General features: G+C 63.2%; 20 protein-coding genes and 2 pseudogenes. 12 read left to right on the top strand and 10 right to left on the bottom strand.

Annotation, left to right across the window (positions count from 1 at the left end; translation table 11 throughout):
* Positions 1 to 2: 2 nt before the first annotated feature.
* Complete coding sequence (napE, locus tag ACOQOT_RS05910) at positions 3 to 197, bottom strand: periplasmic nitrate reductase, NapE protein (protein WP_420561423.1); 195 nt, start codon at positions 195 to 197, stop codon at positions 3 to 5.
* Positions 198 to 439: 242 nt separating this feature from the next.
* On the opposite strand from napE, the gene ACOQOT_RS05905 reads away from it, so the two are divergent.
* On the top strand, positions 440 to 1,078 hold the full coding sequence (locus ACOQOT_RS05905) for a glutathione S-transferase family protein (protein ID WP_420561422.1): 639 nt from the start codon (positions 440 to 442) through the stop codon (positions 1,076 to 1,078).
* A 661-nt stretch (positions 1,079 to 1,739) separates the two neighbouring features.
* On the opposite strand, the gene ACOQOT_RS05900 is transcribed toward ACOQOT_RS05905, so the two are convergent.
* The 6 genes from ACOQOT_RS05900 to ACOQOT_RS05875 form a co-directional block, all read right to left on the bottom strand.
* Positions 1,740 to 3,188: an N-6 DNA methylase gene (locus tag ACOQOT_RS05900; protein WP_099503630.1), complete on the bottom strand. Its 1,449-nt coding sequence runs from the start codon at positions 3,186 to 3,188 to the stop codon at positions 1,740 to 1,742.
* 2 nt (positions 3,189 to 3,190) lie between these two features.
* A complete protein-coding gene (locus ACOQOT_RS05895; RefSeq protein WP_099503632.1) occupies positions 3,191 to 4,033 on the bottom strand; it encodes a hypothetical protein in 843 nt (280 codons plus the stop codon).
* A gap of 4 nt (positions 4,034 to 4,037) precedes the next feature.
* Positions 4,038 to 5,648: an AAA family ATPase gene (locus ACOQOT_RS05890; RefSeq protein WP_099503634.1), complete on the bottom strand. Its 1,611-nt coding sequence runs from the start codon at positions 5,646 to 5,648 to the stop codon at positions 4,038 to 4,040.
* Positions 5,638 to 6,114 carry a hypothetical protein gene (locus ACOQOT_RS05885; protein ID WP_420561421.1) on the bottom strand — a complete coding sequence of 159 codons (477 nt, stop codon included), beginning with the start codon at positions 6,112 to 6,114 and terminating at the stop codon, positions 5,638 to 5,640. Before ACOQOT_RS05885 ends, ACOQOT_RS05890 begins: the two co-directional genes overlap by 11 nt.
* Positions 6,115 to 6,182: 68 nt before the next feature.
* A protein-coding gene (locus ACOQOT_RS05880) for an IS5 family transposase (RefSeq protein WP_099503638.1) occupies positions 6,183 to 6,946 on the bottom strand; the annotation gives its coding sequence in 2 pieces (ribosomal slippage) (positions 6,183 to 6,613 and positions 6,613 to 6,946; 765 coding nt in all).
* A 42-nt stretch (positions 6,947 to 6,988) separates the two neighbouring features.
* On the bottom strand, positions 6,989 to 8,209 hold the full coding sequence (locus ACOQOT_RS05875) for a restriction endonuclease subunit S (protein ID WP_099503640.1): 1,221 nt from the start codon (positions 8,207 to 8,209) through the stop codon (positions 6,989 to 6,991).
* 124 nt (positions 8,210 to 8,333) lie between these two features.
* Here ACOQOT_RS05875 and ACOQOT_RS05870 point away from each other — a divergent pair, with 124 nt between their 5' ends.
* Positions 8,334 to 8,651 (top strand): DUF1778 domain-containing protein, encoded by a 318-nt coding sequence (locus tag ACOQOT_RS05870; RefSeq protein ID WP_099503642.1) that lies wholly within the window; start codon positions 8,334 to 8,336, stop codon positions 8,649 to 8,651.
* A 6-nt stretch (positions 8,652 to 8,657) separates the two neighbouring features.
* Positions 8,658 to 9,143: a GNAT family N-acetyltransferase gene (locus ACOQOT_RS05865; protein WP_246842051.1), complete on the top strand. Its 486-nt coding sequence runs from the start codon at positions 8,658 to 8,660 to the stop codon at positions 9,141 to 9,143.
* A gap of 107 nt (positions 9,144 to 9,250) precedes the next feature.
* On the opposite strand, the gene ACOQOT_RS05860 is transcribed toward ACOQOT_RS05865, so the two are convergent.
* Together ACOQOT_RS05860 and ACOQOT_RS05855 are read right to left on the bottom strand one after the other, a co-directional pair.
* The gene (locus ACOQOT_RS05860; RefSeq protein ID WP_099503647.1) at positions 9,251 to 11,803 is read right to left on the bottom strand and encodes a S8 family peptidase; all 2,553 of its coding nucleotides are present in this window, start codon (positions 11,801 to 11,803) and stop codon (positions 9,251 to 9,253) included.
* A gap of 52 nt (positions 11,804 to 11,855) precedes the next feature.
* On the bottom strand, positions 11,856 to 12,866 hold the full coding sequence (locus ACOQOT_RS05855) for an AAA family ATPase (RefSeq protein ID WP_099503649.1): 1,011 nt from the start codon (positions 12,864 to 12,866) through the stop codon (positions 11,856 to 11,858).
* Positions 12,867 to 13,388: 522 nt separating this feature from the next.
* Here ACOQOT_RS05855 and ACOQOT_RS05850 point away from each other — a divergent pair.
* The 6 genes and pseudogenes from ACOQOT_RS05850 to ACOQOT_RS05825 form a co-directional block, all read left to right on the top strand.
* A pseudogene (locus ACOQOT_RS05850) lies at positions 13,389 to 13,790 on the top strand (DUF932 domain-containing protein); the annotation flags it as partial.
* 260 nt (positions 13,791 to 14,050) lie between these two features.
* On the top strand, positions 14,051 to 15,475 hold the full coding sequence (locus ACOQOT_RS05845) for a tyrosine-type recombinase/integrase (protein ID WP_235907478.1): 1,425 nt from the start codon (positions 14,051 to 14,053) through the stop codon (positions 15,473 to 15,475).
* A complete protein-coding gene (locus tag ACOQOT_RS05840) occupies positions 15,472 to 17,313 on the top strand; it encodes a hypothetical protein (protein ID WP_137931627.1) in 1,842 nt (613 codons plus the stop codon). The genes ACOQOT_RS05845 and ACOQOT_RS05840 overlap by 4 nt, the downstream gene beginning before the upstream one ends.
* Positions 17,310 to 19,478 (top strand): hypothetical protein, encoded by a 2,169-nt coding sequence (locus tag ACOQOT_RS05835; protein ID WP_235907475.1) that lies wholly within the window; start codon positions 17,310 to 17,312, stop codon positions 19,476 to 19,478. Before ACOQOT_RS05840 ends, ACOQOT_RS05835 begins: the two co-directional genes overlap by 4 nt.
* A 44-nt stretch (positions 19,479 to 19,522) precedes the next feature.
* Positions 19,523 to 19,918, top strand: coding sequence for a hypothetical protein (locus ACOQOT_RS05830; RefSeq protein WP_232375663.1), 396 nt, complete (start codon positions 19,523 to 19,525; stop codon positions 19,916 to 19,918).
* Between the two features lie 223 nt (positions 19,919 to 20,141).
* Complete coding sequence (locus tag ACOQOT_RS05825; protein ID WP_137931629.1) at positions 20,142 to 21,074, top strand: ArdC family protein; 933 nt, start codon at positions 20,142 to 20,144, stop codon at positions 21,072 to 21,074.
* Between the two features lie 43 nt (positions 21,075 to 21,117).
* Here the strand turns inward: ACOQOT_RS05825 and ACOQOT_RS05820 are convergent, their stop codons facing one another.
* Positions 21,118 to 21,546 (bottom strand): MerR family transcriptional regulator, encoded by a 429-nt coding sequence (locus ACOQOT_RS05820; protein ID WP_137931630.1) that lies wholly within the window; start codon positions 21,544 to 21,546, stop codon positions 21,118 to 21,120.
* Between the two features lie 85 nt (positions 21,547 to 21,631).
* Between ACOQOT_RS05820 and ACOQOT_RS05815 the strand changes: the two genes are divergently transcribed.
* From ACOQOT_RS05815 to ACOQOT_RS05805, 3 genes and pseudogenes are all read left to right on the top strand, one after another.
* A complete protein-coding gene (locus tag ACOQOT_RS05815; protein WP_137931631.1) occupies positions 21,632 to 22,057 on the top strand; it encodes a mercuric transporter MerT family protein in 426 nt (141 codons plus the stop codon).
* 21 nt (positions 22,058 to 22,078) lie between these two features.
* Positions 22,079 to 22,372 (top strand): cation transporter, encoded by a 294-nt coding sequence (locus ACOQOT_RS05810; protein ID WP_137931632.1) that lies wholly within the window; start codon positions 22,079 to 22,081, stop codon positions 22,370 to 22,372.
* A 246-nt stretch (positions 22,373 to 22,618) separates the two neighbouring features.
* A pseudogene (locus ACOQOT_RS05805) lies at positions 22,619 to 23,392 on the top strand (alkylmercury lyase family protein); the annotation flags it as partial.
* Positions 23,393 to 23,416 lie beyond the last annotated feature (24 nt).

Here is a 23,416-nt window from a genome sequence, read left to right as displayed (position 1 = left end):
GATCAATATCCCGCCGGCGGTCCCGGCGGACCGGCTATGAGTTGAAACATCCAGACCAGAAATCCGAAGCCGCCGACAACGCCGACCGCCACGATCGGCCATATTCCAAAGGCGAGCGCCAGAAAGATGAGCATCTCTCTGCGGCGTTCCGAAACATTGGGCGGTCCGTCGGACTGTTCCGATGAGCTATCAGACATGTGACCCTCCCCAGGGCATCCCTTCACATCAGCTCTTCATAGAAGCCTATCCGAAACGCAGCACAATTCAATGACTGCGCTTTAATAAAGATGCGAATTTGCGTTTCTCAAAACACAACTTACGCATGTAGTAGCTATGTAAAGGCGGATTGCTGTATGCCGCACCCTGCTCATGTACAACGGGAGGCGTAATGTCCCGGAACGGATCAAAGATGATTGCGCCCAACAAAGGAAAGCACGGTATGAGCGAACTGGTTCTGACCACATTCGATTGGGTTCCCGATCTGCCGCGCGGCTATGTGCGCGACCTTCGCGTGCGCTGGGCGCTGGAAGAAGCGGGACTGCCTTACCGTGTCGCAAGCGTGCCGTTCGGCGAGCGCGAGGCGGCGCATTTTGCCCATCAACCTTTCGGGCAGGTGCCTTGGCTCACCGACGGCGATCTTTCCATCTTCGAAAGCGGCGCGATCCTTCTGCATCTCGGCGCAAAGAGCGGCGCGCTACTGCCCGCCGAGCCGCGTGAGCGCAGCGCAACCGTCGAATGGCTGTTCGCCGCGCTCAACTCGGTGGAGATGGCCAGCCTGCCCTGGTCCATCCTGATTTTCTCCAATGTGCCGAAAGACACGCCCGCCTGGGAACGGCTCGATGAGTTTCTCAACGCCCGGCTCGGGCACCTGGAACCGGTGCTGGCGGAGCGTGAATGGCTGACGGAAAGTTTTTCGATTGCCGACATTTTCATGTCGGATGTGCTGCGTCTCGTCGACCGCTTCGACGGGCTCGCAAGCTACCCCGCCTGCAAAACCTATGTGACCCGCGCCACCGCCCGCCCCGCTTTCAAAAAAGCCTATGCGGACCAGATGGCGCATTTCGCAGCGGCGGACTGAGCGGGCTTACTCCCACTCGATTATTTCCTAGTACCATAACCAATTGATATTGCGCGCAAAAAAATTTTCCGACGTTCTCTATACCGTCAGGCACACCGTCAAAAACACCGGCTATTGAAAACACTGGTCTTTTTGGTTGGTTTCCGGAATTTGATCCTTCGCGGTCTATCGCGGCGCACGGAAAGCCAACTCCCCTCCTGACCGCGTTCGCACCCCCCGCCGCCTGTACGCCCCGGTACGACTGTTCCCTTACATCCTCCGCCCCACTATACCGTCAGCCGCCGCTAAACTGTTCAATGTATGTCGTTTTCCTCCGCTCCGCGGCATACCGGATTGCTGGCCTTCGCTGAGTCCGGCATTTCAACAGCGGTTATCGGCCTCACCTGTCAGTTATCATTGGCGGATTGGAGAATCTCCTGCTGCATTACTCGAGCTTTGCGCCGCCCACTGCAGGGCGTCACCGAACACGAGCCGCGATGGCGGCTCAAACTGCGCAGCAAGCGCGACGATCCGATGGGCGAGCCGCTTCGGATCGTCCGGCTAGTTGCCGTTTGCGCTGTCGATGAAGGCACGATCCTGCGCGATCGCTTCGGCATAACCCGCGACATCGATGCTGCCGAAACTCGGGGACCTAAAGGCGGAACGAGGCGATGGTCGTTATTCAAGCCTTCGCCTTAGTGATGAGTTCCAGCGCCCGCCGGAGATCATCAGCGACCAACTCCGACAGCTCATCGAGACGAGCGAGGCCGGGCGTGCGTTGCGCCGCCCCAGTCGCGCTCCACGTAAGATCGAGCCGGCAGTCAGCGTTCGCGAGGACGTGAGACGTCGCAAATTGCCGGTGCCGATCGCCGCTTTCCCGATGATCCGATTTGAACAGCGTTACGAATTCGCGAAGGTCTTCAGCCTGCAGCGGCTTGGTACGGAGCGAAAAGCGCTTGTCAGACCGAAGGTCATAGACCCAGATCGATTCCGCAGGACCGCCGGAGGCGCGAACCGGCTTGTCGAAAAAGACGACGTTTGACTTAACGCCCGCGGCATAAAACAGGCCCGGCGGAAGCCGCAGGATGGTGTGGAGCCGGCATGTCTCAACCAAGCGGCGGCGAACCGATGCTGCGGCACCGGTCTCAAAGAGAACATTGTCTGGCACGACGACCGCCGCACGGCCGCCCGGTTTCAGCAGCGCCACGATGTGCTGCATGAAGTTCAACTGCTTGTTGGCGGTCTGAACCCAAAAGTCGGGGCGAACGATAGTAAGGCTGTCGTCGACCCGGGACGACTTCCCTTGTGAATAGGTCACGCTGCCTTTGATGCCGAAGGGGGGATTCGTAAGCACCACATCGACCTGCATCTTTGGTGGTGCCTTCAGGCTGTCCTCGCACGCGATCGGCAGCTCATCTTCGGCATTGCCGCCGACGCCATGCAGCAGCAGGTTCATCGTGGCTAACCGTGCAACCTCTTCGACGAGTTCGACCCCGCGGATCGCTTTGGTGGCAAGCTGTTTGCGTTGCCGCGGCGTCATTTCGGGATTATTCTCTCGGAGGTAGTCGTGAGCCGCGAGCAAAAATCCGGCTGTGCCGCACGCTGGATCACAGATGACTTCGCCCAGACGCGGATCCACACAAGCGACAACGGCCTCGATCAAGGGGCGCGGAGTGAAATACTGGCCTGCCCCGCTCTTGGTGTCGCGTGCATTCTTCTCAAGCAGCCCCTCGTACGCGTCCCCTTTCAGATCATCGGATAGGCCTGTCCACTCCGTCTGGCCAATCAGATCAACGATGAGGAGCCGCAGTTTTGCGGGATCGCGTATCTTGTTTTTGGCGTTGCCAAAAATCAGGCCCAGCATTCCTCCCAGCTCACCGAGGGCGGGCAGAATACGGGTGTAATGCGCGTGCATCTCGACCGCATCAAGGCTGGCAAGAACGCCCCACGAGAGCTCCTTTGGGACCATCTCACCCGCTTGCTCGTCCGCCATCTTGAGAAACAGCAGATAAGTAAGCTGCTCGACATAATCTGGGTAAGACAAGCCATCATCCCGCAGGATATTGCAATACTGCCAGAGGCGACGAACAATGTTCTGTGCGCCATCGGCGCGTTGCTGGGTTCCCACCATAATCAGAGCTTCAACACCACGTCGTTAATCCACCAAATATCACGAAACGATTCGACGTAGACCTTGGCCGCAGCCGCGTACTGCGCCCTCGGGTTCAGCCGCCTTTTGAGGTCACCGATCACATCCTTGAAGGCTTGCGAGGCTTGCGGCATCCCAAGGTAGTCGTTCGGCGCTTCTCGCTTGCCGCGCTCCACGTCGCGCTCAATAATGTTGTAGAGCGTCATGCGGCCCTCCACGAACTTTGGCCAGTTTAGGTGCAGGCCCAATCGACTGGCGGCGATCTTGGCTTCAGCGACAGCATTTCCGCGATACTGCGGAGACAGATCGATCTCGCCGTTCGGTAAAAACGTCAGCAAAATCGGATCCCCGGGGTCGGTGGGATCCAGCAAAGCCGGATGCTCAAGACGGATGTCGTCGCCTGGCTCGGTTGCGCGTACACCGGTCGCGAGAAGCGGGAAATGGGTCGATTTCCCGCCGGCAACGCGGGCGCCCGGAGCAATCCGTGGCCGGTTCGCTCGCTGACAGCTCAACCGCATGTTGCGCCAGTCAAAGGCCAGCCAATAGTAGCCGGGATGACGCCGGTCCTCTTTTACCTTCCCCTTCGGCCGGAAATGGTCGATGTCGTTGTCCGCGCCAGGACTCTCACACTCGGTGTACCAGCATTTGCCGCCCGACGCGCCCTCGAAGGCGTCGCGCAACGCAGTCCACCGGTTCTGGTTTGCCTCAATGAGCGCAGCCCGACGGCGGGGGTCGGCTTCGGCCATGATGAGGTCTTGCGCCGTTTGCAGATCGGCGAGCAGATGCCGGATGTTGGGCAGGATATCTTCCAAATTAATGTACTGCATCGCGTTACGACATGCCCTGCTCGCGACGCAGCTCCTCGACGATGCGAGCGGCTAAACGGCTCCGCGCCTGCTGCTGTTCAGGGGTGAGTTCCACAGTCTCGCGCCAGCGAGGGTCCTCCTGGGCAGTCCAGGCCTTCAGGAATTCCTGATAAAGTGGATCGCGCTGCGTCAGGTCGAAACCGCGCCCGCGCAGCACCTCCCGCAGCCGCGCCAGTTCGGCCTGATCGTCATCAGTGAGGTTCTCCTTCATGGCCAACAGGCGTTGCTTATCAAGATCCGCCTGGGTTTCGGGGTCCAATGTGGTGCGCAGCCGGAAGAGATCGCTTGTTAGAATAGCTGCGACGCCCATGCCCCGCGGGTCTTGGTCAGGAGGGTCAGCAACGGCGCACCCCTGTTCGTCACGCCGAAAAATCCGCACCTGTTCGCGCTTCAATCCAGCGAAGACCAACGGATCATGCGTCGACATCACAATATGGCAACTGTCCCGATCGCGGATGAAACGGTCGAGGAAACTGAGATACTGAGTGCTCCAGGCGGGGTTCAAATGGGTGTCCGGCTCATCGAGCAGGAAGAGAGCTTCATCCCTCGCGGTAAATTTCAGAAGCCCGAGCACGAGCAACAACTGCTGTTCGCCCTCGCTCAAGTCGCGGTAGGTCACGTTCCCGCCGCCAGCTTCCGGCGTCATCTTGACGCGAGTGCGCACCTCGCCGAGCACTTTCGATAGGTGCATGCTCTCCAATGCCGTGAAGAAGGCATATTGGTTGCCGTAGGTTCGGTAAACTTCGGCCAGCGCGTCGGTGTTGGAGAGGAACAGGTATAAGCTCTGAACGATCGGGTTCTTGGTCAAGTCGATCGGAATTCGCCGCGTCATACGGAGCGGCAACAGTGCCTTGTCGTAAAGGTAAGCAAGAAACTGCTGAACCTCGCCCACGGCGTTCCAGAAACGCGGATCGCCGCCTTTGCGCTTCCACGGCGGCTCCTTGAGAGCGAACAGAACACTGTCGAGACCCTCGATTTGCAGGTGGTCGCGAAGGAAGTCGCGGTCGGCCTTCGACGCCTCACTCGCCTCCATGAAGAAGGCGATCAGGGCGAACTGGCCGTGCAGCGTTTCGGCGTAGAACAGCCGTCGCAGCGAATTCGGGTCAGCGATCGCCTTCCCACGTTGCTCCGGCGCTTTGATGATCCAGCTGTAAAAGCGCTCCCGATGCTTCTCGAAGATCGACGTTAGGCGATCACTCGGCCCAGAGTAATAGCCGAACACAAACGCCGGCCGGTGGCGAGGCCGCCCATCCGCGTCCTCCGCCATGAAGGCCTTGCGGGATAAGTCCGCGAACGACTCTTCGCCCGGCCGCCTTATCCGAAAGCTGGGATGCTGGTCGGCCTTCGCCTTGACCGATATGATGTTGTCACGGCACTCATATTGCAGCTCGTAGTCGAAGGGGGCCTCCACATCGAGATCGAGGTTGCGGAAGACCAGCGCTAGGCCCTCGATCAGATTCGACTTCCCGGCACCGTTTTCGCCAACGAGGACGGTGTAAGGTGAGAGCTCGTCGAAGACGACGTTAAGGTCACGAAGGTTTTTGAAGGAGCCGATCCTGACCTTCTCAAGCCGCATCGACGATCTCCACTTCGGCGTTCTCGGTTGCCTCGCCTCTCAGCCGCAAGCTTCCTTTCATGCCCTCGCGAAGCGCGAGGTAGAAAAGTTCGACATGCTCGGGCATGTCGCGATTGTATCCCGCTAATGCGAACAGATCCGGCAAGGGAAGAACCCCGCCATTCTCGCGGAGGACGGACGTCAGATCAGGACTTGGCTCCGCCTGTCGCGATGGGCGTGGTTTACGTTGCGGCATATTCTTTCCTCCCGAGCTCTTCGTCGTCACCGCGGTCACAGCCTGCGGCGGACCGCCCAGCCTGATTGCGAGCGCCGACGCCGGCTCATCGTTGGGATCCTGAGGAGCGAGTTCTCCGGCCACGGCCGCAGCGAACAGCTCCTGCTCGAGATCAGGCAGGCGAGCCAACGAGGTCCGTACGGCTGATATCTGTTGTTGTGTGATGCGCAGCCGATCTCGCGCCGCCTGCACAATCCTCGCCTGCTCCGCCAAAGGTGGCGTCGGGAACGGCAACGCCCGGTATCGCTCTAGGCCTAGGCTCAGGACTCATTGATCCAGAAGATCATGATGGCGGCGATGGTGATGGCGGCCATGAAGGTGTGGGCGCACCGGTCGTAGCGGGTGGCGATGCGGCGCCAGTCCTTGAGGCGGGCGAAGAGGTTCTCGATCCTGTGTCGGCGGCGATAGACGGCCGGGTCGTGGGGGATTGGGATCTTGCGGCTGCGGCTTGAGGGGATGCAGGCGTCGGTTCCGCGGGCGGCGAGAGCGTCGCGGAAGCCGCGGCTGTCGTAGCCCCTGTCGCCGATGAGGACGCGGGCGCGCGGCAGGGCGCCCAGCATGAGGGCGGCGCCCCTGTGGTCGCTCATCTGGCCTTCGGTGAGCAGCATGACCAGGGGCCGCCCCCGGTCGTCGCAGACGGTGTGCAGCTTGGAGTTCAGGCCGCCCTTGGTTCGCCCGATGCGGCGGGGAACATCCCCTTTTTGAGCAGGCTCGCCGCCGTGCGATGCGCCTTCAGGTGGGTGCTGTCGATCATGATGGCGTCCGGCTCTCCCGCCTGTCCGGCCAGGGCCGCGAAGATGCGGTCGAACACCCCCAGGCGGCTCCAGCGCACAAACCGATTATACAGCGTCTTGTGCGGCCCATAGGCCGACGGCGCATCGCGCCAGCGCAGGCCGTTCCGGATCACGAACACGATCCCCGACACCACCCGCCGGTCATCCACCCGAGGTACGCCGTGCGCCAACGGAAAGAACGGCGCAATCACCGCCATCTGCCTGTCCGACAACCACAAAAGATCGCTCATCAACGCCTCCCCGATCCCTATCGGGAATCAGAGCAACGCCCGTCATGCAAGCAATTTAATAGGTCCTGAGCCTAGATGGGCAATGTTGGTCGACCACCGGGCAATGGATTTGAAAACACCCGAATGCATGTAGTGTCGAAAGACCAACAGCGCGTAATTGGGGTCCACGTGCTCATACGCTCTGAAGCGTATAAGCGTATTCTGGAAGCACGCGCCCGGCACCTCACCTCGGTAGATCGCTGGGCGACCCACCAGCTCAGGGCTCTGTCCCTCGTTCAGCAGAATGTCCCCGTCGCGCAATTCATAGATGGCCACTTCCTCAGGCTCGAAGTTCATGCGGAGCACGTCCGAGGTATCGATCCGATCCTCATAGACGTTGGCGACCCGAAGATAGGGCCGCATGTGCTTGCCGCGTTCATGCTTGGGTGAACGCTGGCGGCCGAGGGTCACCTCGCCCGCCCCATCGACGCGCGACCAAGCCCAGCCCGCGGGAAGCACCGGGTCAAAGCCTTCTAGGTTAGGCGCCCGTTCGCTTTGACCGAATAGATCTGGTTCAGCGCGCGCCGCGCTCGCCGGCGTGCGGCTGCGCTCGGATAGCTCTTCATCCCGCTGCGCGACCAGCTCACCGGCAACGGCCGCAGCGAGCACCTCTCGGAGCTGCTCATCCAGAAGCCGCAATGCGGACTGGAGTCGCGTCTCGGCCTCGCGGATTTCGGTCAAGCGTTGGTCAGCTATGGCAACGATCCGCGCCTGTTCCTTCAACGGTGGCAATGGAAAGTCTAGTTCTGCGAATCGCGAAGCGCCGAGATGCTGAATGCCGACACCTCGAGCGGCTTGAGCGAAGGCGCCGGATACGGCCATTTGTCGGAATACGATCAACGCATACTCGGGCGTGGTTAGATGGGGGCGAAAACGGATGACCGTGTTCTGATAGCAGCAGGGCTGCACCTCACCGCGCCAGATCGCTGATCGGCCGACTTGGCTAGCGCTCCCCGAGGCTTCGGTCAGCAGGACATCCCCCACCTCAAGACCGAACACCTGCTGCTCGGCCGGGGTGAAATTCATCTCCAGCAGGTCATCAAGATTGATACCCGCAGGGGTGATATTCGCGGCTCGAATATATTTGGTCAGGTGTTCGCCCATGGCTTGATCCGGGGACCGTTGACGGCCGAGTCGAACGGCGCCGGCCTGGTCGACGCGGACCACCGCCCAGCCGGCCGGAAGGTCGGGTCGAGAAGGTGTCTGATCGTCGTTCGTGCTCATGGTCTTGTGCGCCTATTACCGCGCACCAAGAAGCTGAACCGCCCAAAGGCTCGCCTTCACCCCCTTGATGCGTCCGGCTGTAAGCCGTACAATAGCCTTCAGGCGATCATTAAGGCAATGGCCCATGAAACATACGGCGGCGAAAAGGCGGGTCGCGGCCCGCAGCGAGCGATTGGAGGCGCGTGTGTCCTCTGATCAGAAGGAACTTTTCCTCCGTGCTGCCGAGTTGCAGGGCCGAACGCTCACGGATTTTGTCATCTCGAGCGTGCATGAGGCCGCCGTGCGCACCCTTGAGGACCTGCAGTCGGTCAAGCTAGCGGTTGATGAAAGCCGCGCTTTCGCCGAGGCTCTCCTGAACCCCCGAGAGCCCGGCTCGCGACTTTCCGCGGCCGCTCGGCGCTATATGGCGTCGGTCGCGGCGCATGAGCCGAATGCTCGCTAGCCCTTGTTGATCCAGACACTCGACGACACTCACGATCGCGCCGGGTTCGAGTCCGGCGTGGACGCGCTAGACCGATATTTCCGCACCCAAGCCAGTCAGGACGTTCGCCGACGCGTCGCCTCCTGTTTCGTCCTCGTAGAGGGTGATCTCACGCCTCTCGCGTTCTCGACACTTGCCAGAACATCGATCGCTCTGTCCAACCTTCCGGCAACGCTGACGAAGCGCTTGCCGCGCTACCCCGTCGTACCGGCGACGTTGCTCGGGCGACTCGCCGTCGATCGGCGCCATCGCGGACGCCGACTGGGCGAGCACATGCTTTTGGACGCCTTCGCACGAGCGCTGCGCAGCGAAATCACCACATTCGCCATCCTGGTCGACGCGAAGGACGAAGCCGCAGGAGCTTTCTACCGCGCCTACGACTTCCTTCCCTTGGATAACGCCGGCCGCCGTCTTTTCCTCCCGATGGCCGAGGTCGCTCGCCTGTTCGCGTAACGCCGTAGGCCTTCAAGAGTGAAGTGCCCCTTGAACACCGGTACGAGAGCGTCCATGCCCGCCCAACCCGCCCACTGCGGCTTTGTCCCGCCCTCTTAATCGGTACGCTAACCGAGTAGCACTTCTATCTCTTTGTTCTCAACAAGCGTGCTGATCTCACTGTAGAGATCGACATCTTGGCCGGGCGCAGAGATGGAAATGACCAGAGCGTACCGCGCCTTATCAGCCACCCGCTTCTGGCCGACGTGCGACTTCCACCATCCCCCGACCGGATAGACCGCGATGGCGTCGTGACCTGCCAGTTCGATCGCCCTGCCGCGCCACAGATCGCAATGCAGCGACCCCGCCTGGATAGCTTTTGGCCCTAGAAGCCAGCAACTGGCCTCGCCATCGGCTTCGGTGCCGTCCTTGGCCTGGCTCGCTGAAATCCGGCTACGGAAGCGCGCTGCCGTCTCGGTGCGCTTCTTCATGTCAAACCGCAGCCCGAAAGAACGATAGGTGTCCGGTCGGGTCGCCGCCTTGCCCGCCAAGTTCGGCTCGATGAAATACGACAAGGTCACCTTCATCGTGACAATCTCGTTTTCGAGCTTCTCCAGCGCTGCTTTCGGCCAAGGCAGATCGTAGAAGTGCATCTCATTGAACACGCCGGTCCGGCCGTCCGCACCGATCGCGAAGGGCTGAATCTCGGCCTGGGCGACGAGCGTGGCGTCATTGCGCGCCGACAGGATCGCTCGCTCGATGTCCGGTACGCCGTAACCGAACTCGCGAAGCATCTCCTGCTTCTTGCCCTTGGTGGCCGCCTTCCCGGTCTTCCAGTGGGCACCGGTGCCGATGAACTTTCTCCGGATCGGTTCGGGCCATCGGGCCGAATCCACGGTCAGTGCGCGGTGCGTCTCCGCCCACAGGTCCGGCCGAGCCGCCTGCAGGCGGCCGATGAAGTTTCCGGCCATGCCGGCGGCAGCGCTCGTCGCCCAGAACGGGACAAGCGGTTCAGCCGTCACATCGGAGCCGGCCGACAGGAGAGAGACGGCCGGGTCCCAGCCGCAGAAGCCGGTCGCGTCCGACATCATATTGCCGGCCTCGAACAAGACTTCCGGCTTAATCGGCGTCAGGTCGTCGGGCAGCGACTGTGAGCCACGACTGAACGGGCTGCGGTGATTGGCCGGAACGGCGGCCTGCAACACCGGCGGCGGCGCCGGCGGCTGCTCCTTGCGCGTGAAGCCGCCGATGGTCAGGGCGTTCCAGCTCTGTGACGGGTCTTCCAGAGGCTGCGAAGGAAGGACGTCCACCGCCATGCCACCAGAGACGTTCCCGGTGGCGACGACGATCAGCCTCTTCGGTCGTTCCGCGGCCGGGACGGTGTCATCAGCCTCGCCTGGCATGGCCCCCGCCGCGATCTGGTCGATCGCACCGCTCCAAGTCGATGGCCGGCTTGGAGGGAAATCGGTGGCGGACGTGGCGATGCAAAAGCTCCGCACCACATCCGGGCGCTCGATCTCGACCGAACTGACGGCGCCCTGGGTCACCACACCGTAGCTGGGCGGCTTTGTTGGCGGAAACCCGCCGGGCGGCAGCAGCTTCATGGATTCGGCGCCATGGGTGAGTTCGACAGGACGCTCATCGTTCATCAACGGTTCCAGGTCGCCGTAGAGTACGAGCCCCGCAAGCGGCGTGCCGTGACCGCCATGCGGCTGGTGATCGTCCGCACCCCAGGCGGGATCGTAAGCCCAAGCGCCGCGCAGGCCGGGCGCAATCAACGGATGAGCCGCCATCACGCCAGTGTCGAGCGTACAGACCACGGGAGCGTCAGGAGACGGCGGGCTCACGCGCTGCGCCAGCTCTTCCACCCAGTCATGCTGTCCAAGACCGGTCTCCCCACGGTCGAGGAAAGGCTCGATCGTTCCCGTCGCGCGGCGAATTTCGGTGATGGCGCCTGGCACGCGCGCCGCGAACGCTGCCACCGCCGCAGCAACCGCGTGAATGAAGACAACCGTCGTGTCGGGAAAGATCAGGCGATCGCCGTGCACATCGATGTTCGCATTGCGGGCCGCCGCCACCAGGCGATCCGCTAGTGCGACCGGCTGGCGAACCCAGAGCTCCCACCATAGGATGTCGGGCGCAGCCAGATCCACCTCGCCGGTGAACAGCGATACGGCTTCTGCAGCCCTGACTTCCTCGATCACCTCGAACCGCTCGGCATCGGGGCGTCTCTGATTGCCGGGATCGCGTCCATAGTCAGCGATGCGATTGCGCAGGAAGGCGCGGGCATCATCCGGCACGAACACCAAGGCGCTTTCGGTGCGGTCCTCGTTGCGCTCCGATCGCAAGATCACAACGTCCTGTGTAGGAAACTCCAGCGCCGCGGGCACCTTCACGGCCTTGATCCGGGAGTCTTCCGCTGGCGGCAGCGTCGTGACCTCCACGACAGTACCGGATTTCAGCCCCTGTATGGGCAGGCGCGGGTCGGCAGCGGCAGCCGGAACCGTCCCCAGCGCCGCTGCGAGCTGGTCGAGGAGCTGCGTCGCATGCGCCGTATAGTCTCCCCGGAGGGGTTTGCGTTCCTGATTGCGTGAGGGAAAGGTATAGGCCGCGGTCTCACGAAAGACGTCGATCGAGATATGCGCGCGGTCTCTCGTGTCGAAATTATCGGGCTCTGCCATAGGCTCCTACTTCTTCATTCGCGTTCCGTTCGATCCGTTCGGCGGAGCCTGCCTAACGGCCGGGTTGGCGACGGAACTTGCCCTTCAAAGTCTGTCGATTTTGGAGCGCGTCACGCAAGGCATCGGGCGATACCTTCGAGGCGCCTTCCAGGATGGCGTCCTTGACGACGGCATCGGCCGCGCGGACCAACTCGCCCTGGCTCAGGCCTTCGAGCACGCTTTCAATGCCGGGCCATACCGTCGACGCGAACTTGAACTTGCCAAGCCGACGTTCAACGATGGCCCGCGCTGACGTCGCGTCTGGCAATGTATATTCGACCACTTCGTCGAAACGACGCGCCAGAGCTTCGTCCAGGATCTCGACATGATTGGTCGCGGCCAGCACGAGACTGTCGGTTGAATTTGGCTCCTCCATGAAGGCCAGCACCGAATTCAGAACCCGTCGTATTTCGCCGACATCGTTCGGGTGGCCTCGGCGAGAGCCGATCGCGTCGAACTCATCAAGTAGATAGACGCCGCGGGTCTGCGCAATCTGGTCGAAGAGCAAGCGCAGCTTGCCGGCGGTCTCGCCGAAAAACCGGCTGAACAGCGATTCGAGCCGGACCGTGAACAGCGGCAGCCGCAGTTCGCCGGCCAAGGCCGAGGCCGTCATCGTCTTGCCCGTTCCGGGCGGGCCAACAAGGAGCATGTGCGTGGCGGGGGTCTGTCCGTGCTCACGCAGGGTCGCACGCTCCTGCTGCTGGCGGACGACACGGCCCAGCCGCTTGGCAATTTCATCGGAGAGCACCATGCTCGAGAGCGCAACCTTGGGATAGGCGCTCTCGACGAGGCCCTGCAATTCGCCGCGCGGCCGGGCGAGCGGGATCGGGGTCTGTCCGCCGGCAGGTTTGCCGGTCCCTCGCTGATCACGTGCCTTCTGGACAAGCCGTTTCAGCTTCTCAGCGTCATCCGCACGGCCCTGGCGAGCTTCCTGAGCGGCGATCTGCAAGGCGATCGACAGGAGCTGGTCCTCATCCCCGTCGATATGCGAGTTCAGGAGTGCGAGAATTTGCTTAGTCGACATGCTCGCCTCCTTTCTTTGGTTGGGCCTCGCTATACTGTTGCCTGCTCAGATGCTTTTGGCTCTCGCTTGCTTCGCCAACGCTATCGGAATCAGGCCAAAAGCGCCACCGTTTCCTCTCTACCACAGAGTTTCCTAACCATTCTTTCGACCCGTGGGATGCGAAGCTCAGCCGCCCAGCCGGCCAGACCAGTGTGGGCGACATCTCGACCGGCTGTGCTTCCCTCAATCAACGCAGGAACAAAACAGGAACTTTATATCGAACCCATCCTGGGGATTCAACGGGGTGCTTGCGGCCCCTGCGGGAGCTGATCGCGCGGCCGATGTCCTAGTTGTGGGCCGTCGAGGCTTCCAGAGATGACCTTGAGGGGAAAGCATTCCCCGGCGGCCGAGCCTTTGTCTCGGTCGACCCCTTCTGCGGGGAGACCCCGCAACGCCCCCTGAGAGTGAGAGTGCGGACCGGTTTTCCGTGACGGGTTGAGAGCTGGGAGAGAGCTTCCGGTGCCCGTCGTGGAGATTGGTCCCATGAACATACAGGTCCTCGATGCGCGCAGTGATGCGCGTGGCGGTTACAAGGTCGATGTCAGCCGTGGCGAGCAGATCGGCCGCGTCTCGTCCGAATGGTTCTCCCGGCCAGCGGATGAGCGCTATCTATCTCTGTCCGAGCTGGCGCATTCCGTTCGCGACCGGGCCGACCGCAGCCGGACGCGTGTCGTGGAAAGCGCACTCATCCATGTGGAGGCGAACCGCCGCGACCCGGAACGCCTGGCGTTGATCCTTCCCGGCACGGATACGCCTATCGCCCCGACCCATTGGAGCTTCGGCCAACTGGCCGGCCTGGTCGGCGCGCCGGCCGCCTATCTGCGCCAACTCCCGGCGCCGCTCGCCGCCATCAACCTGCAATATGGCCTGACGTCCAATCGGGCCTTATCTTGACTCTGTGATCCTGTCTCAGAATCAGGCATGGAGCCGCGTCACCGGTGCTGCGGTGAAGCTCTTCAGACGTCCGGGTCAAGCGTTCCCGCAGCGTAAGCGAGGACAACGCTTGACGCGGCGGCGACTCCACAAACTTGTCAAGGGGTGCAGGCAAAGTCCTGCACCCCTGCCACGCGGCGAGCGGGAGAGCGCGAGGGGAACCCCTCGCAATCTAAACAAAAAGAGTCGCGCCGAAGGCGCTCCGCTTGGGTGTGTGCGTGCAATTGTATTTTACGAACCTTGACGCGCTGTCGCGTCCGCTTTCCATTGATGGCCTTGCAGTGAGGATCGCGCCCGGCGCGCTCGACGTTGGCGAGCGCGCCGGGCTGATTGACGGCATGCCGTTCATTCTAATGGATGACGGGAGCTACGATCTCCATCTCAATCGGTTCTTCCGCGCCTGCCCAGGTATGGGCGCGCGCTCGCCGAACACCTGGCGCTCCTACGCGCGGGACATTCTGGTCTGGGCCCGCTTTCTTTGTGAGCGGCGCGGCGGGAAGACAGTCTGGCAGGCCGACCGTCATGACGTTCTGGCGTTCCATCGGGCCCGGCGGCTATCGGCGGCTCCCTATCGCATCTCGGCGGCGAGCTGGAATCGGAGCGTTGCGGCGTTCGATAAGCTCTATCGGTGGGCCGTCGAAGAAGGGATCATGGCGTTCTCGCCCTTCAGCTACAGCGTGACCCTTCGCAGGACGGCGGGGACTCGCGCGTTGTTGGCCGTGACGGCGAACCGCTCGCGCGAACGTGCCGCGCGGCGGCACGATATGCGTTTCGTCGATCTTGGCAGCTATCTGCTGTTTCGCGACGTGGGCTTGCGGGGAAGGCTGCCTGACGGTGCCGAAGACCCGACCTGGCGCGGCCGCAATGGCGAGCGCAACGCGCTGTTCGCCGAACTCCTGGTCACGACCGGTCTGCGGTTGTCCGAGGGCCGCAGCCTGTTACTCGCCGATCTTCCGCGCAAGGCGGACTCCGGCATGCGCTCGCTCCCGTTTGACCTTCCCGGCGCGGTCGCCAAGGGCGGACGACCGCGCCGCATTCGCATTCCCCGCCGGGTTTTGAGGCTCATCAACGACTACATCGATCTTGAACGCGCGATCTCGGCAGCCAGGTCAGAACCGATCGTGTCCAATCCGCTTTGGTTGACGCCGGATGGCGAGAAGGTCGTCGACGCGATGGGCAAGCGGGTCCGCGTCGACCGGCTGACGCCGGGCGAGCGCGACCGTGCGTTGACCGGCGCGCCCGGCAAGGCGCAGCATGCCCTCCTTTGGCTAACGGAAGGCGGCGAGCCCGTCCCGTCAGCAACCTGGGAGGCGGCCTTCGGCCGCGCCTGCGCGCGCTGCAGCCGTTTCGGCATCGACGTTAACGTGACGCCACACACGCTGCGGCACACCTTCGCCGTCAACATGCTTTCCATGCTGATCCGTGAGCAAATCGGGATGGTGTTCGATCCGCAGGATCGGCATGGCGCAGCCTACCGCCGGATTCTCGGGGATCCGCTGCAGAAGCTCCAGCACCTGTTAGGCCACGCCAGCGTGACCAGCACCTACGTCTATCTCGACAGTCTTGCCGAGGCGCAGGAACTGGTCGACGCGGCCGCTGATCGCTGGGCCGAAGATGCGGCCGGTGACGCGCAATGACCGATCTGACAGCTAGGCCGGTGTGCCGGCCGGGACGCCGCGCACTGTTTCCTGAGGCGTTGCCTGATCCCGAGGGCGAAGCCGCCATCGCCATCGCATCGCTCCGATTCACCGTCACCCTCGCGGATCGCAGTATTACGATCGATCTGACCGCGCTGTCTGGCCGCAAGGTGTTGGCCCAACCGCTTGCGGGCGCGCTCTGGCGCGCTTGTCAGGTCGGCGGCCCGGCCGGCTCGGTTTCGACCGCGGCAGCTTATGCCAACGCACTCAAGTTCTTCTGGCGCTATCTCGATTCCACAAAGCCCCGCGTCATTCGCATCTCAGATGTAAGCGCAGCTTGCATCGACGGATTCGATGCTTGGATGGACGAGAGTGGTCTGCATCCCAATCATCGGCTTCACCGCATGAGCAAGGTGCTCAATCTGTTCCGGCTCGCCGAGGCCGCCGAGCCGGGTTGTCTGCCACCCGATGCCTCGCGGCGGCTGATGTACACGAGCGATCGACCAGGCGTCCGTGCCCTGCCACGTGATGCTTATGGCGATCCCATCGCCACAGCATTGCGGAATGCTGCTCGCGCCGATCTCACCGCACTTATGGGTCGCTTTGCCGAGACGGATCGCATTTCGACGCTCAAGGATGCCGATCGGACCAACGCTTTGCAGGTTGCGCACGAACGCGCGATGGTTGTAGTCGACGCCGAAGGCGTCATTGGCCACCGGCATCCTATCTTCAAGCAGCTCTACACGCTTCGCCGCGAGAGTGGCTTGCCGAACGATCGCTTGGTCCACGATCTGCATGGCCGCAGGTATCTGCTCGCCGCCGATCTCGTGCCGCTGATGGTTCTGCTGTCGCTCGATACCGGGCTGGAGATCGAAGCGATCAAGGAGTTGCGGGCGGATTGCCTGAAGAACCCTGCAGGCGGCTATGTCGAGATCGAGTATTGTAAGCGGCGGGCGCGCGGTGCCGAGTGGAAGCGGTTGCGCGTGCGTGATGGAGCTTCATCGACACCGGGCGGCCTGATCCGTAAGGTGCTGCAATGGACCGCTCCGGCGCGAGGCCGGCTTGCCGCCGTCACGCTCTGGGTTCACTTCGCCTGGGGGCGGTTGACCCCGCGCGTCCTCGCCACGAGGGAACTCGTCGCCTCATGGACCGAGCGACATCGTATTCGCGATGAAGAGGGGAAGCCTCTCCGGCTCAACCTGACACGCCTGCGCAAGACGCATAAAGCAGCATGGTATCGGCAAACCGGCGGTCAACTCGACCGCTTTGCGGTCGGCCACAGCGTGGCCGTTGCGGCCAATCACTACGCCGATATCCCCGCGCTTCGCCATATCCACGAAGCCGCCATCGCCGACGCCATGGGGGACGCGCTCGACGCCGCCCTGCATCCGTGCGTCCTCTCATCAGAAGATGAGGCGGCCATTCGAGCCGATCCGGACGAGGCCATAGGTCTGCCGGTTTCCGGGCGTGCCGCGATCAATGAGCTGTTCAGCGGCGAGCAGGATGTCTGGCTCGCTAGTTGCGGTGGTTTCTACAAGGGCCCGTTTGGCGCCGAAGGGGACGCTTGTCCGTCACCATTCTGGGGGTGCCTCGAATGCGGCAATGCAGTGATCACCGCACGCAAGCTGCCAGCGCTTTTGTCGTTTCTCGGCTTCATCCGGGCGCAACGACAGTCGCTCAGTGAAGCCGACTGGATCGCCAAGTTCGGCCGCGTTCATGGGCGGATCGCCGATCAGATTTTGCCGCGGTTCAGTGCGGCCGAGATCGAACAGGCCGGCCAGCTCGCGGCATCGGACCCGACGCTCATTTACCTGCCACCCGAAGCTGGAGCACCATGATGTCCGCCGTCAACAACGCCTTGATGGAGCGCGCAACGCTTCCATCGGCCATCTATGGTGACGACGAGCCCGTGCTTGCCGGCATTCCGGTCAGGGAGGATGCCGACCGAGCGCAGTTCCCGCGCTTTGGCGATGACTACTGGGATTTGGGGGCTGCCATCTTCCGGGTGAACGCCCGCTACAGCAATTACCGGCTCAATTTCGCTCCTATCATCGATCCTGTGACGCGGCGGCTCGCCAAGGAGTATGTGCTCACGCGCCTGCGCATCCATGTGCCGGGATACCGGGCGCCATGTGGTGTCGCTTGGGCGATCCGGCTGCTGCGCTACATCCAGCATTTCGCGGCGTTCCTCATCGCGCACGTTGGCGCCGTCGATCTGCGCCGGATCGACCAGCCTTTGCTCGACTCTTATCTGGCGCATGCTGGTGACGGCGGCCGGCGAACACCGCACGAGACAGTGAAGTATGTCGAGGTGCCGATCGACCTGCATCATCTGTCGCCATGGCTCACGGGTGGTGGCATCAGCTTTCTGCCGTGGCGTGGGCGTGCGGCTCACCATGTCGCCAAGCGGCCGCCGGCACCCGCCGAGAATGCTACGCCGCGTATTCCCGAACCGATCATCGGCGCCATGCTGCGCTGGTCGCTCAAATACGTCGAGGTCTTTGCACCGGATATCCTCGCCGCGCGAGTAGAGCTTGATGCGCTCGAAGCCCGTTGCGAGCAACTGATGGCGCAGGACGCGCAGGCCGGACAGGCAGTCGCCGAGACTTATCGAGCGCGGATGGCCAAATGGCTCGAGGCGCGCCGGATGGCCGGCCGAGGCGTACCGATCTGGGAGCGCGCGCCCAATGTCGCCCGCCGCATCGACCCGCAAACCGGCGATGAGAGCCCTCCGTACAATCTTCACCTGATGCGCCTGCACGTAGGCGCTCGCGAGAGCGGCCGCATCAGCCAGTCCAAACAGACCGCACGGCTGATCGATCAGGCGGCGGCCGAGCTCGGGACCGAGGTCGGCGGTCTCGATACGCCGATCTCCATCGATCCGGACACTGGCCTGCCGTGGCGCGAACGCTTCGACGGCCTGAGTCTTGCGCGAGAGGAACGCATGCTGCAGGGCGCCTGCTACGTCATCTGCGCTTACCTCACTGGGATGCGCGACAGCGAGGTGCAGGCCATGCAGCCGGGCTGCGTGTCGGCAGAGCGCAGCGCCGACGGATTGATCGAACGCTACCGCGTGCGCGGCACCGTCTACAAGCGCCAGGGTGCCCGCGGCGTGACGGCTGACTGGATCACGATCGAACCTGTCGCCCGCGCCGTTGCGGTGATGGAGGTTCTCTCGGCTCGTAATCGTCGAGAGAAGGGACTATCGTCCCTCTGGGTGGCGCTAAAGGACTGGCCCTGGAGTGCTGATCATCTCGGCATTGGTGCGACGCCGACGCTTAATCTTCTCCGCGAAGGTCTCGATGCGCGTTCTGGCAACGAACCGGTCATTCCTCGGATCGCGGATGAGCCCTGGAAGTTCACGACCCGGCAGCTTCGCCGCACGATCGCGTGGTACATCGCCAACCGGCCGTTCGGCACGATCGCAGGCAAGATTCAATACAAGCATGCTTCCGTCGCCATGTTCGAAGGCTATGCGGGCTCGGCCCATGGCGATTTTCGCTTGGCGGTCGAGCGTGAACGCGCGCTCGGTCAGCTCGACGACATCGTTGCTCATTACGAAGCGTTTCTTCATCATGACGGTCCGGCGGGACCCGGTGCCACGCGATTGCGACGCGAGTTCGCGCGTGTGCAGGACGAGCTTGGCGATCTGCCCGGCCGGATCGTGGACCGCAAGCGGTTGCGCACGATGCTCGCCCATCTCGGTCGAACCTTGCACGTCGGCTTTCTCAACGATTGCCTGTTCGAAGCCGCGACCGCGCTCTGCCTTACAGAAGCGCCGGATTCCGAGCGGGCGGCGCCGGCCTTGTCCCGATGCAGCCCCGATCGCTGCCCGAACGCCTGTTTGACCGCGCGCCATCTCAAGCCATGGCAGGCCTCGATCATGGAGGGCGAAGCTTTGCTCAGCGACGGTCGCCTGACGCTGCTGCAACGCGCAGCCATTACGCAGGACAACGAGCGCAAGCGCCGGCTGATTGCACCCCTTATCGATGGTGGTACATGACCACACGAACGGGTCCGAAGAGCGAGGCGGCATTGAGGGCGGCAATGGCACGACTGCTCGACGGTCGGCCCGAGCGCACCGACGGCGCGCTCACCGTCTCCAATCTGGCGCGCGAGGCCGGCGTCAGCCGGGCAACGGCGAACCGCGCGGTCGATCTTCTCGCCGAGTTTCGTGCTGCCGAAGCCCGCCAGCGCCGATCATCTCCTCAAGCACTGAAGGATCGCGTCCGCTCCCTTGAAGCCGAGCTCCGGGCCGTGCGCGGTGCGGAGATGGCCGAACTGCGCGCGTTGACCCGCACGCTCGCGCAGCACATCCAGGTGCTGACGTTGCTGGTTGCCGAGCGTGACGAGGTGATTGCCGGCTTGAAGGATGAACTGGCGCGATTGAATGAGGCCAAGGTCGTTCCGCTGCGGCGCTCGCCGCGAGACGTCGCTGGCTGAGAGCCACGCAATATCCTCACGGCCGGCCGGTCCTGCGGCCATCGGTCATGGCCGACGTCTCTCGTGCTCGCCCGTCGAGGTAGGGGCTCGGTTGTGGCAGACGCTGCCGGCCCGTCAACCCTGTTCCGCACCAGCAACCGTGAACAGGGTGTGACGGCCCGGCTCGCCGCGTCTGCCCCTGCCGCTTCGCCCTCGACGGAGAGGGCGAGCACAGGAGCCACCCATGACCACCGATACCAACAGCCAGGCCCGGACCGGCAACGATATCTACGAGCGCGTCACCAACCAGATCATCGCCGCTATCGAGGTCGGCGCCGGCGAGTACCGGATGCCCTGGCATCACGACGGATCGGCCATCACCACGCCCGTCAACGTCGCCTCGCGCAAGGCCTATCGCGGCGTCAACATCCTCTCGCTCTGGGCTGCGGCGCAGGCGTCCGGTTATGCCGCCGGCATCTGGGGCACTTATCGCCAGTGGCAGGAGCTCGGCGCCCAAGTCCGCAAGGGCGAGCGCGGCCATCTGGTCGTATTCTGGAAGATCAACGATCGCAACGGCGAGGCGGAGCGTCAGGACGGCGACGCAGATCAGGACGCGGCCGCCCGACGTCTATTCGCCCGCGGCTACACCGTCTTCAACTGCGCCCAGGTCGACGGCTACACTCCGCCCGAGATGCCGGTGCTTCCCGAGGTCGAGCGGATCGCGCACGCCGAACGCTTCTGCGCGGCGCTGGGCATCGACATTCGCCACGGCGGATCGCAGGCCTGCTACATCCCATCGAAGGACTACGTGCAGATGCCCGAGTTCGCCTGCTTCCGGGATGCGGTTGCCTACTACGCGGTGCTGCTCCACGAATGCGGTCACGCGTCCGGCGCCAAGCATCGCCTCGACCGCGATCTGTCCGGACGGTTCGGCTCGGCCGCCTACGCCATGGAAGAATGCACGGTCGAGCTTCTCAGCGCCATGATCTGCGCCGACCTCAACCTCAGTGTTGAGCCACGACCCGACCACGCCCGCTACATCGCCTCCTGGCTCGAAGTGCTGCGCTCCGACAAGCGCGCCATCTTCACGGCTGCGAGCAAGGCACAAGAGATCGCCGACTGGATGAACGCCCGGCAAGCCAATGCTCATCGGCACGAAGTCAGGGGCGCCGCGTAGGCGCCCCCTCAGCGGGCCGTTTCACGGGCTCCACCGGGTGCGATCAGTTGACCGCACCCTCCTGGAACAGCGTCTCGATCAGCGGGCATTCCGGCAACGTCCCGTCGGCACATTGTGCGACAACCTTCTTGAGCACCCGCTCCATGCGCTTCAGATCGGCGATCTTCGCCTGCACGTCCTCAAGGTGTGCGGCGGCGACGGCGCGCGCCTCGGCACAGGGCTGGTCGCGCTCGTCGACGAGACGCAGCAGCTCACGGATTTCATCAAGGGAGAAGCCGAGCTCACGCGCCCGCAACACGAAGCGAAGGCGCCGCTCATGCGACGTGTCGTAGCTGCGATAGCCGCCAGCCGTGCGCGGCGGTTCGGGCAGAAGACCGACCTTCTCGTAATAGCGCACGGTCTCCAGGTTGCACCCCGTCCGTTGGGCGAGCTCGGCTCGCTGCAGGCCCTTCACCACGGCGTGATCGCGCATCGCAAAATCCCTCTTGACCCTGTAGCGACTACAGACCGCATGCTACGGCACGCATAGGATTTCGACAAGGAGAGAGAGAACGGCCATGGTCGCATCGCGATCCGGAACGGCAGGCACGGCGCCCCCTGCGGCGGATCTTTCCGCGTCCGAGCGCGGTGAGGTCGGACGGCAGCGTCTGATCGCCGTTGGCGGCATTTTCGGCGCGCTCGCTGCCTCGTCCTGCTGCATCGTGCCGCTGATCTTGTTTAGCCTCGGCATCGGCGGCGCCTGGATCGGCAATCTGACGGCGCTCGCACCTTATAAGCCGTTCTTCGTCGCGGGGACGGCAGGCCTGCTCGGCTATGGCTTCTACCTCGTTTATTGGAAGCCCAGACGGGCCTGTGCTGATGGCGCTGCCTGCGCACGCCCGATTCCCAGCCGCTTTGTTCAACTCGCGCTCTGGATGGCGACCGCGCTTGTGATTGCCGCCTTTGCCTTCGACTACGTCGCCCCGCTACTGCTTCGCACCTGACACCAAGAGGAGACCCGACCCATGAAGAAGAGTTTGGGCGCTTTCGCCCTGATCGCCTCAGTGATGACGGCATCGACTGCATTCGCTGGCGAGCGCACAATCACCTTCGCTGTCGACAACATGACCTGTGCCTCGTGTCCCTACATCGTGAAGAGTTCGATGGAGGGGGTCGTCGGCGTCGCAAAGGTCGCCGTTTCGTTCCGAGCCAAAACCGCAACCGTGACCTTCGACGACGCAAAGACAAACCCGGACGCCATCGCGACTGCCAGCGTGAGCGCGGGCTATCCGGCCCATCCGGTGAAGCAGGGCAGTTGAGGTGAATGACCGCGCCCGGATCCGTGCAGGCACGGCTGGCGCCGTCCTCGCTGCGATCTGTTGCGCGACGCCGTTTCTCGCCGGAGCCCTGCCAATGGCCAGCCTCGGCGCGTGGCTGGCAGGTGCGGGTCCGGTTGTGCTTCCCCTAATGGTCGCGTGCTTCGGTCTCGTCGCGTGGGCTATCCATCGTCGCCGTGCAAAAGCCGACCGCAGCGAGACCAAGATTCACAACGAAGGCGTGAAGCCATGAACGACTGTTGCGCATCCTCCTCGTCCCGGGACAAGCTTCCAGCTTCCGCATCCACGACGCTCCCGAGCTACACCGTGCGGCCGGGCGTGACGTTTCCGGATTGGTCTGTGGTCAAATCACCAGCGGTCAAGGATGCCCTGCAAGCAATGGTCGGGTCCGGCCATGTGTTCGATCGCTGGAGCGGCTACGATCCCGCCACGGACCGCGTTCGTGTTGCGCTGCTTAAGCTCTACGCCGAAGAAGGACGAGCCCCGACCACGGGCGCGCTTGCGGAGCGAGTGGGGTTGAACGAGACGTCCGTCCGGACTCTGCTCGAAGAGCTCCACCGTCGCGACCTGGCCGTGCTCGACGGCGAGCGGATCGTCGGCGCCTATCCGTTCACCGATAAGGACACGGGCCACCGGGTCACACTCGACGGTCGTGTCCTCAACGCCATGTGCGCGGTCGACGCACTCGGCATTGGCGCCATGACTGATCGCGACATCACAATTGCATCGCGCTGCCGCCATTGTGGCGCGCCAATCCGGATCGCCACGCGGGACCAAGGGCGGGCGCTGGCGCAGACCGAGCCGCGGACGGCTGTCATGTGGCAAAGCGTTCGCTACCAAGGCGCGTGTGCTGCGAACTCGCTGTGCGCGACCACCGCCTTTTTCTGTTCGGACGACCATCTCTCCGCCTGGCGCCGCGAACAAGCTGCGGACGAGGCCGGGTTCCGGCTGTCGATCGAGGAAGGGCTGGAGGCTGGTCGCGCTCTGTTCGGGCCGAGTGTTGATTGCCGCTGAGATCTGACCCGG

It is taken from the genome of Tepidicaulis sp. (assembly GCF_965222285.1).
Classification (GTDB): domain Bacteria; phylum Pseudomonadota; class Alphaproteobacteria; order Parvibaculales; family Parvibaculaceae; genus Tepidicaulis.
This window is presented reverse-complemented; position numbering and strand designations above follow the sequence as displayed.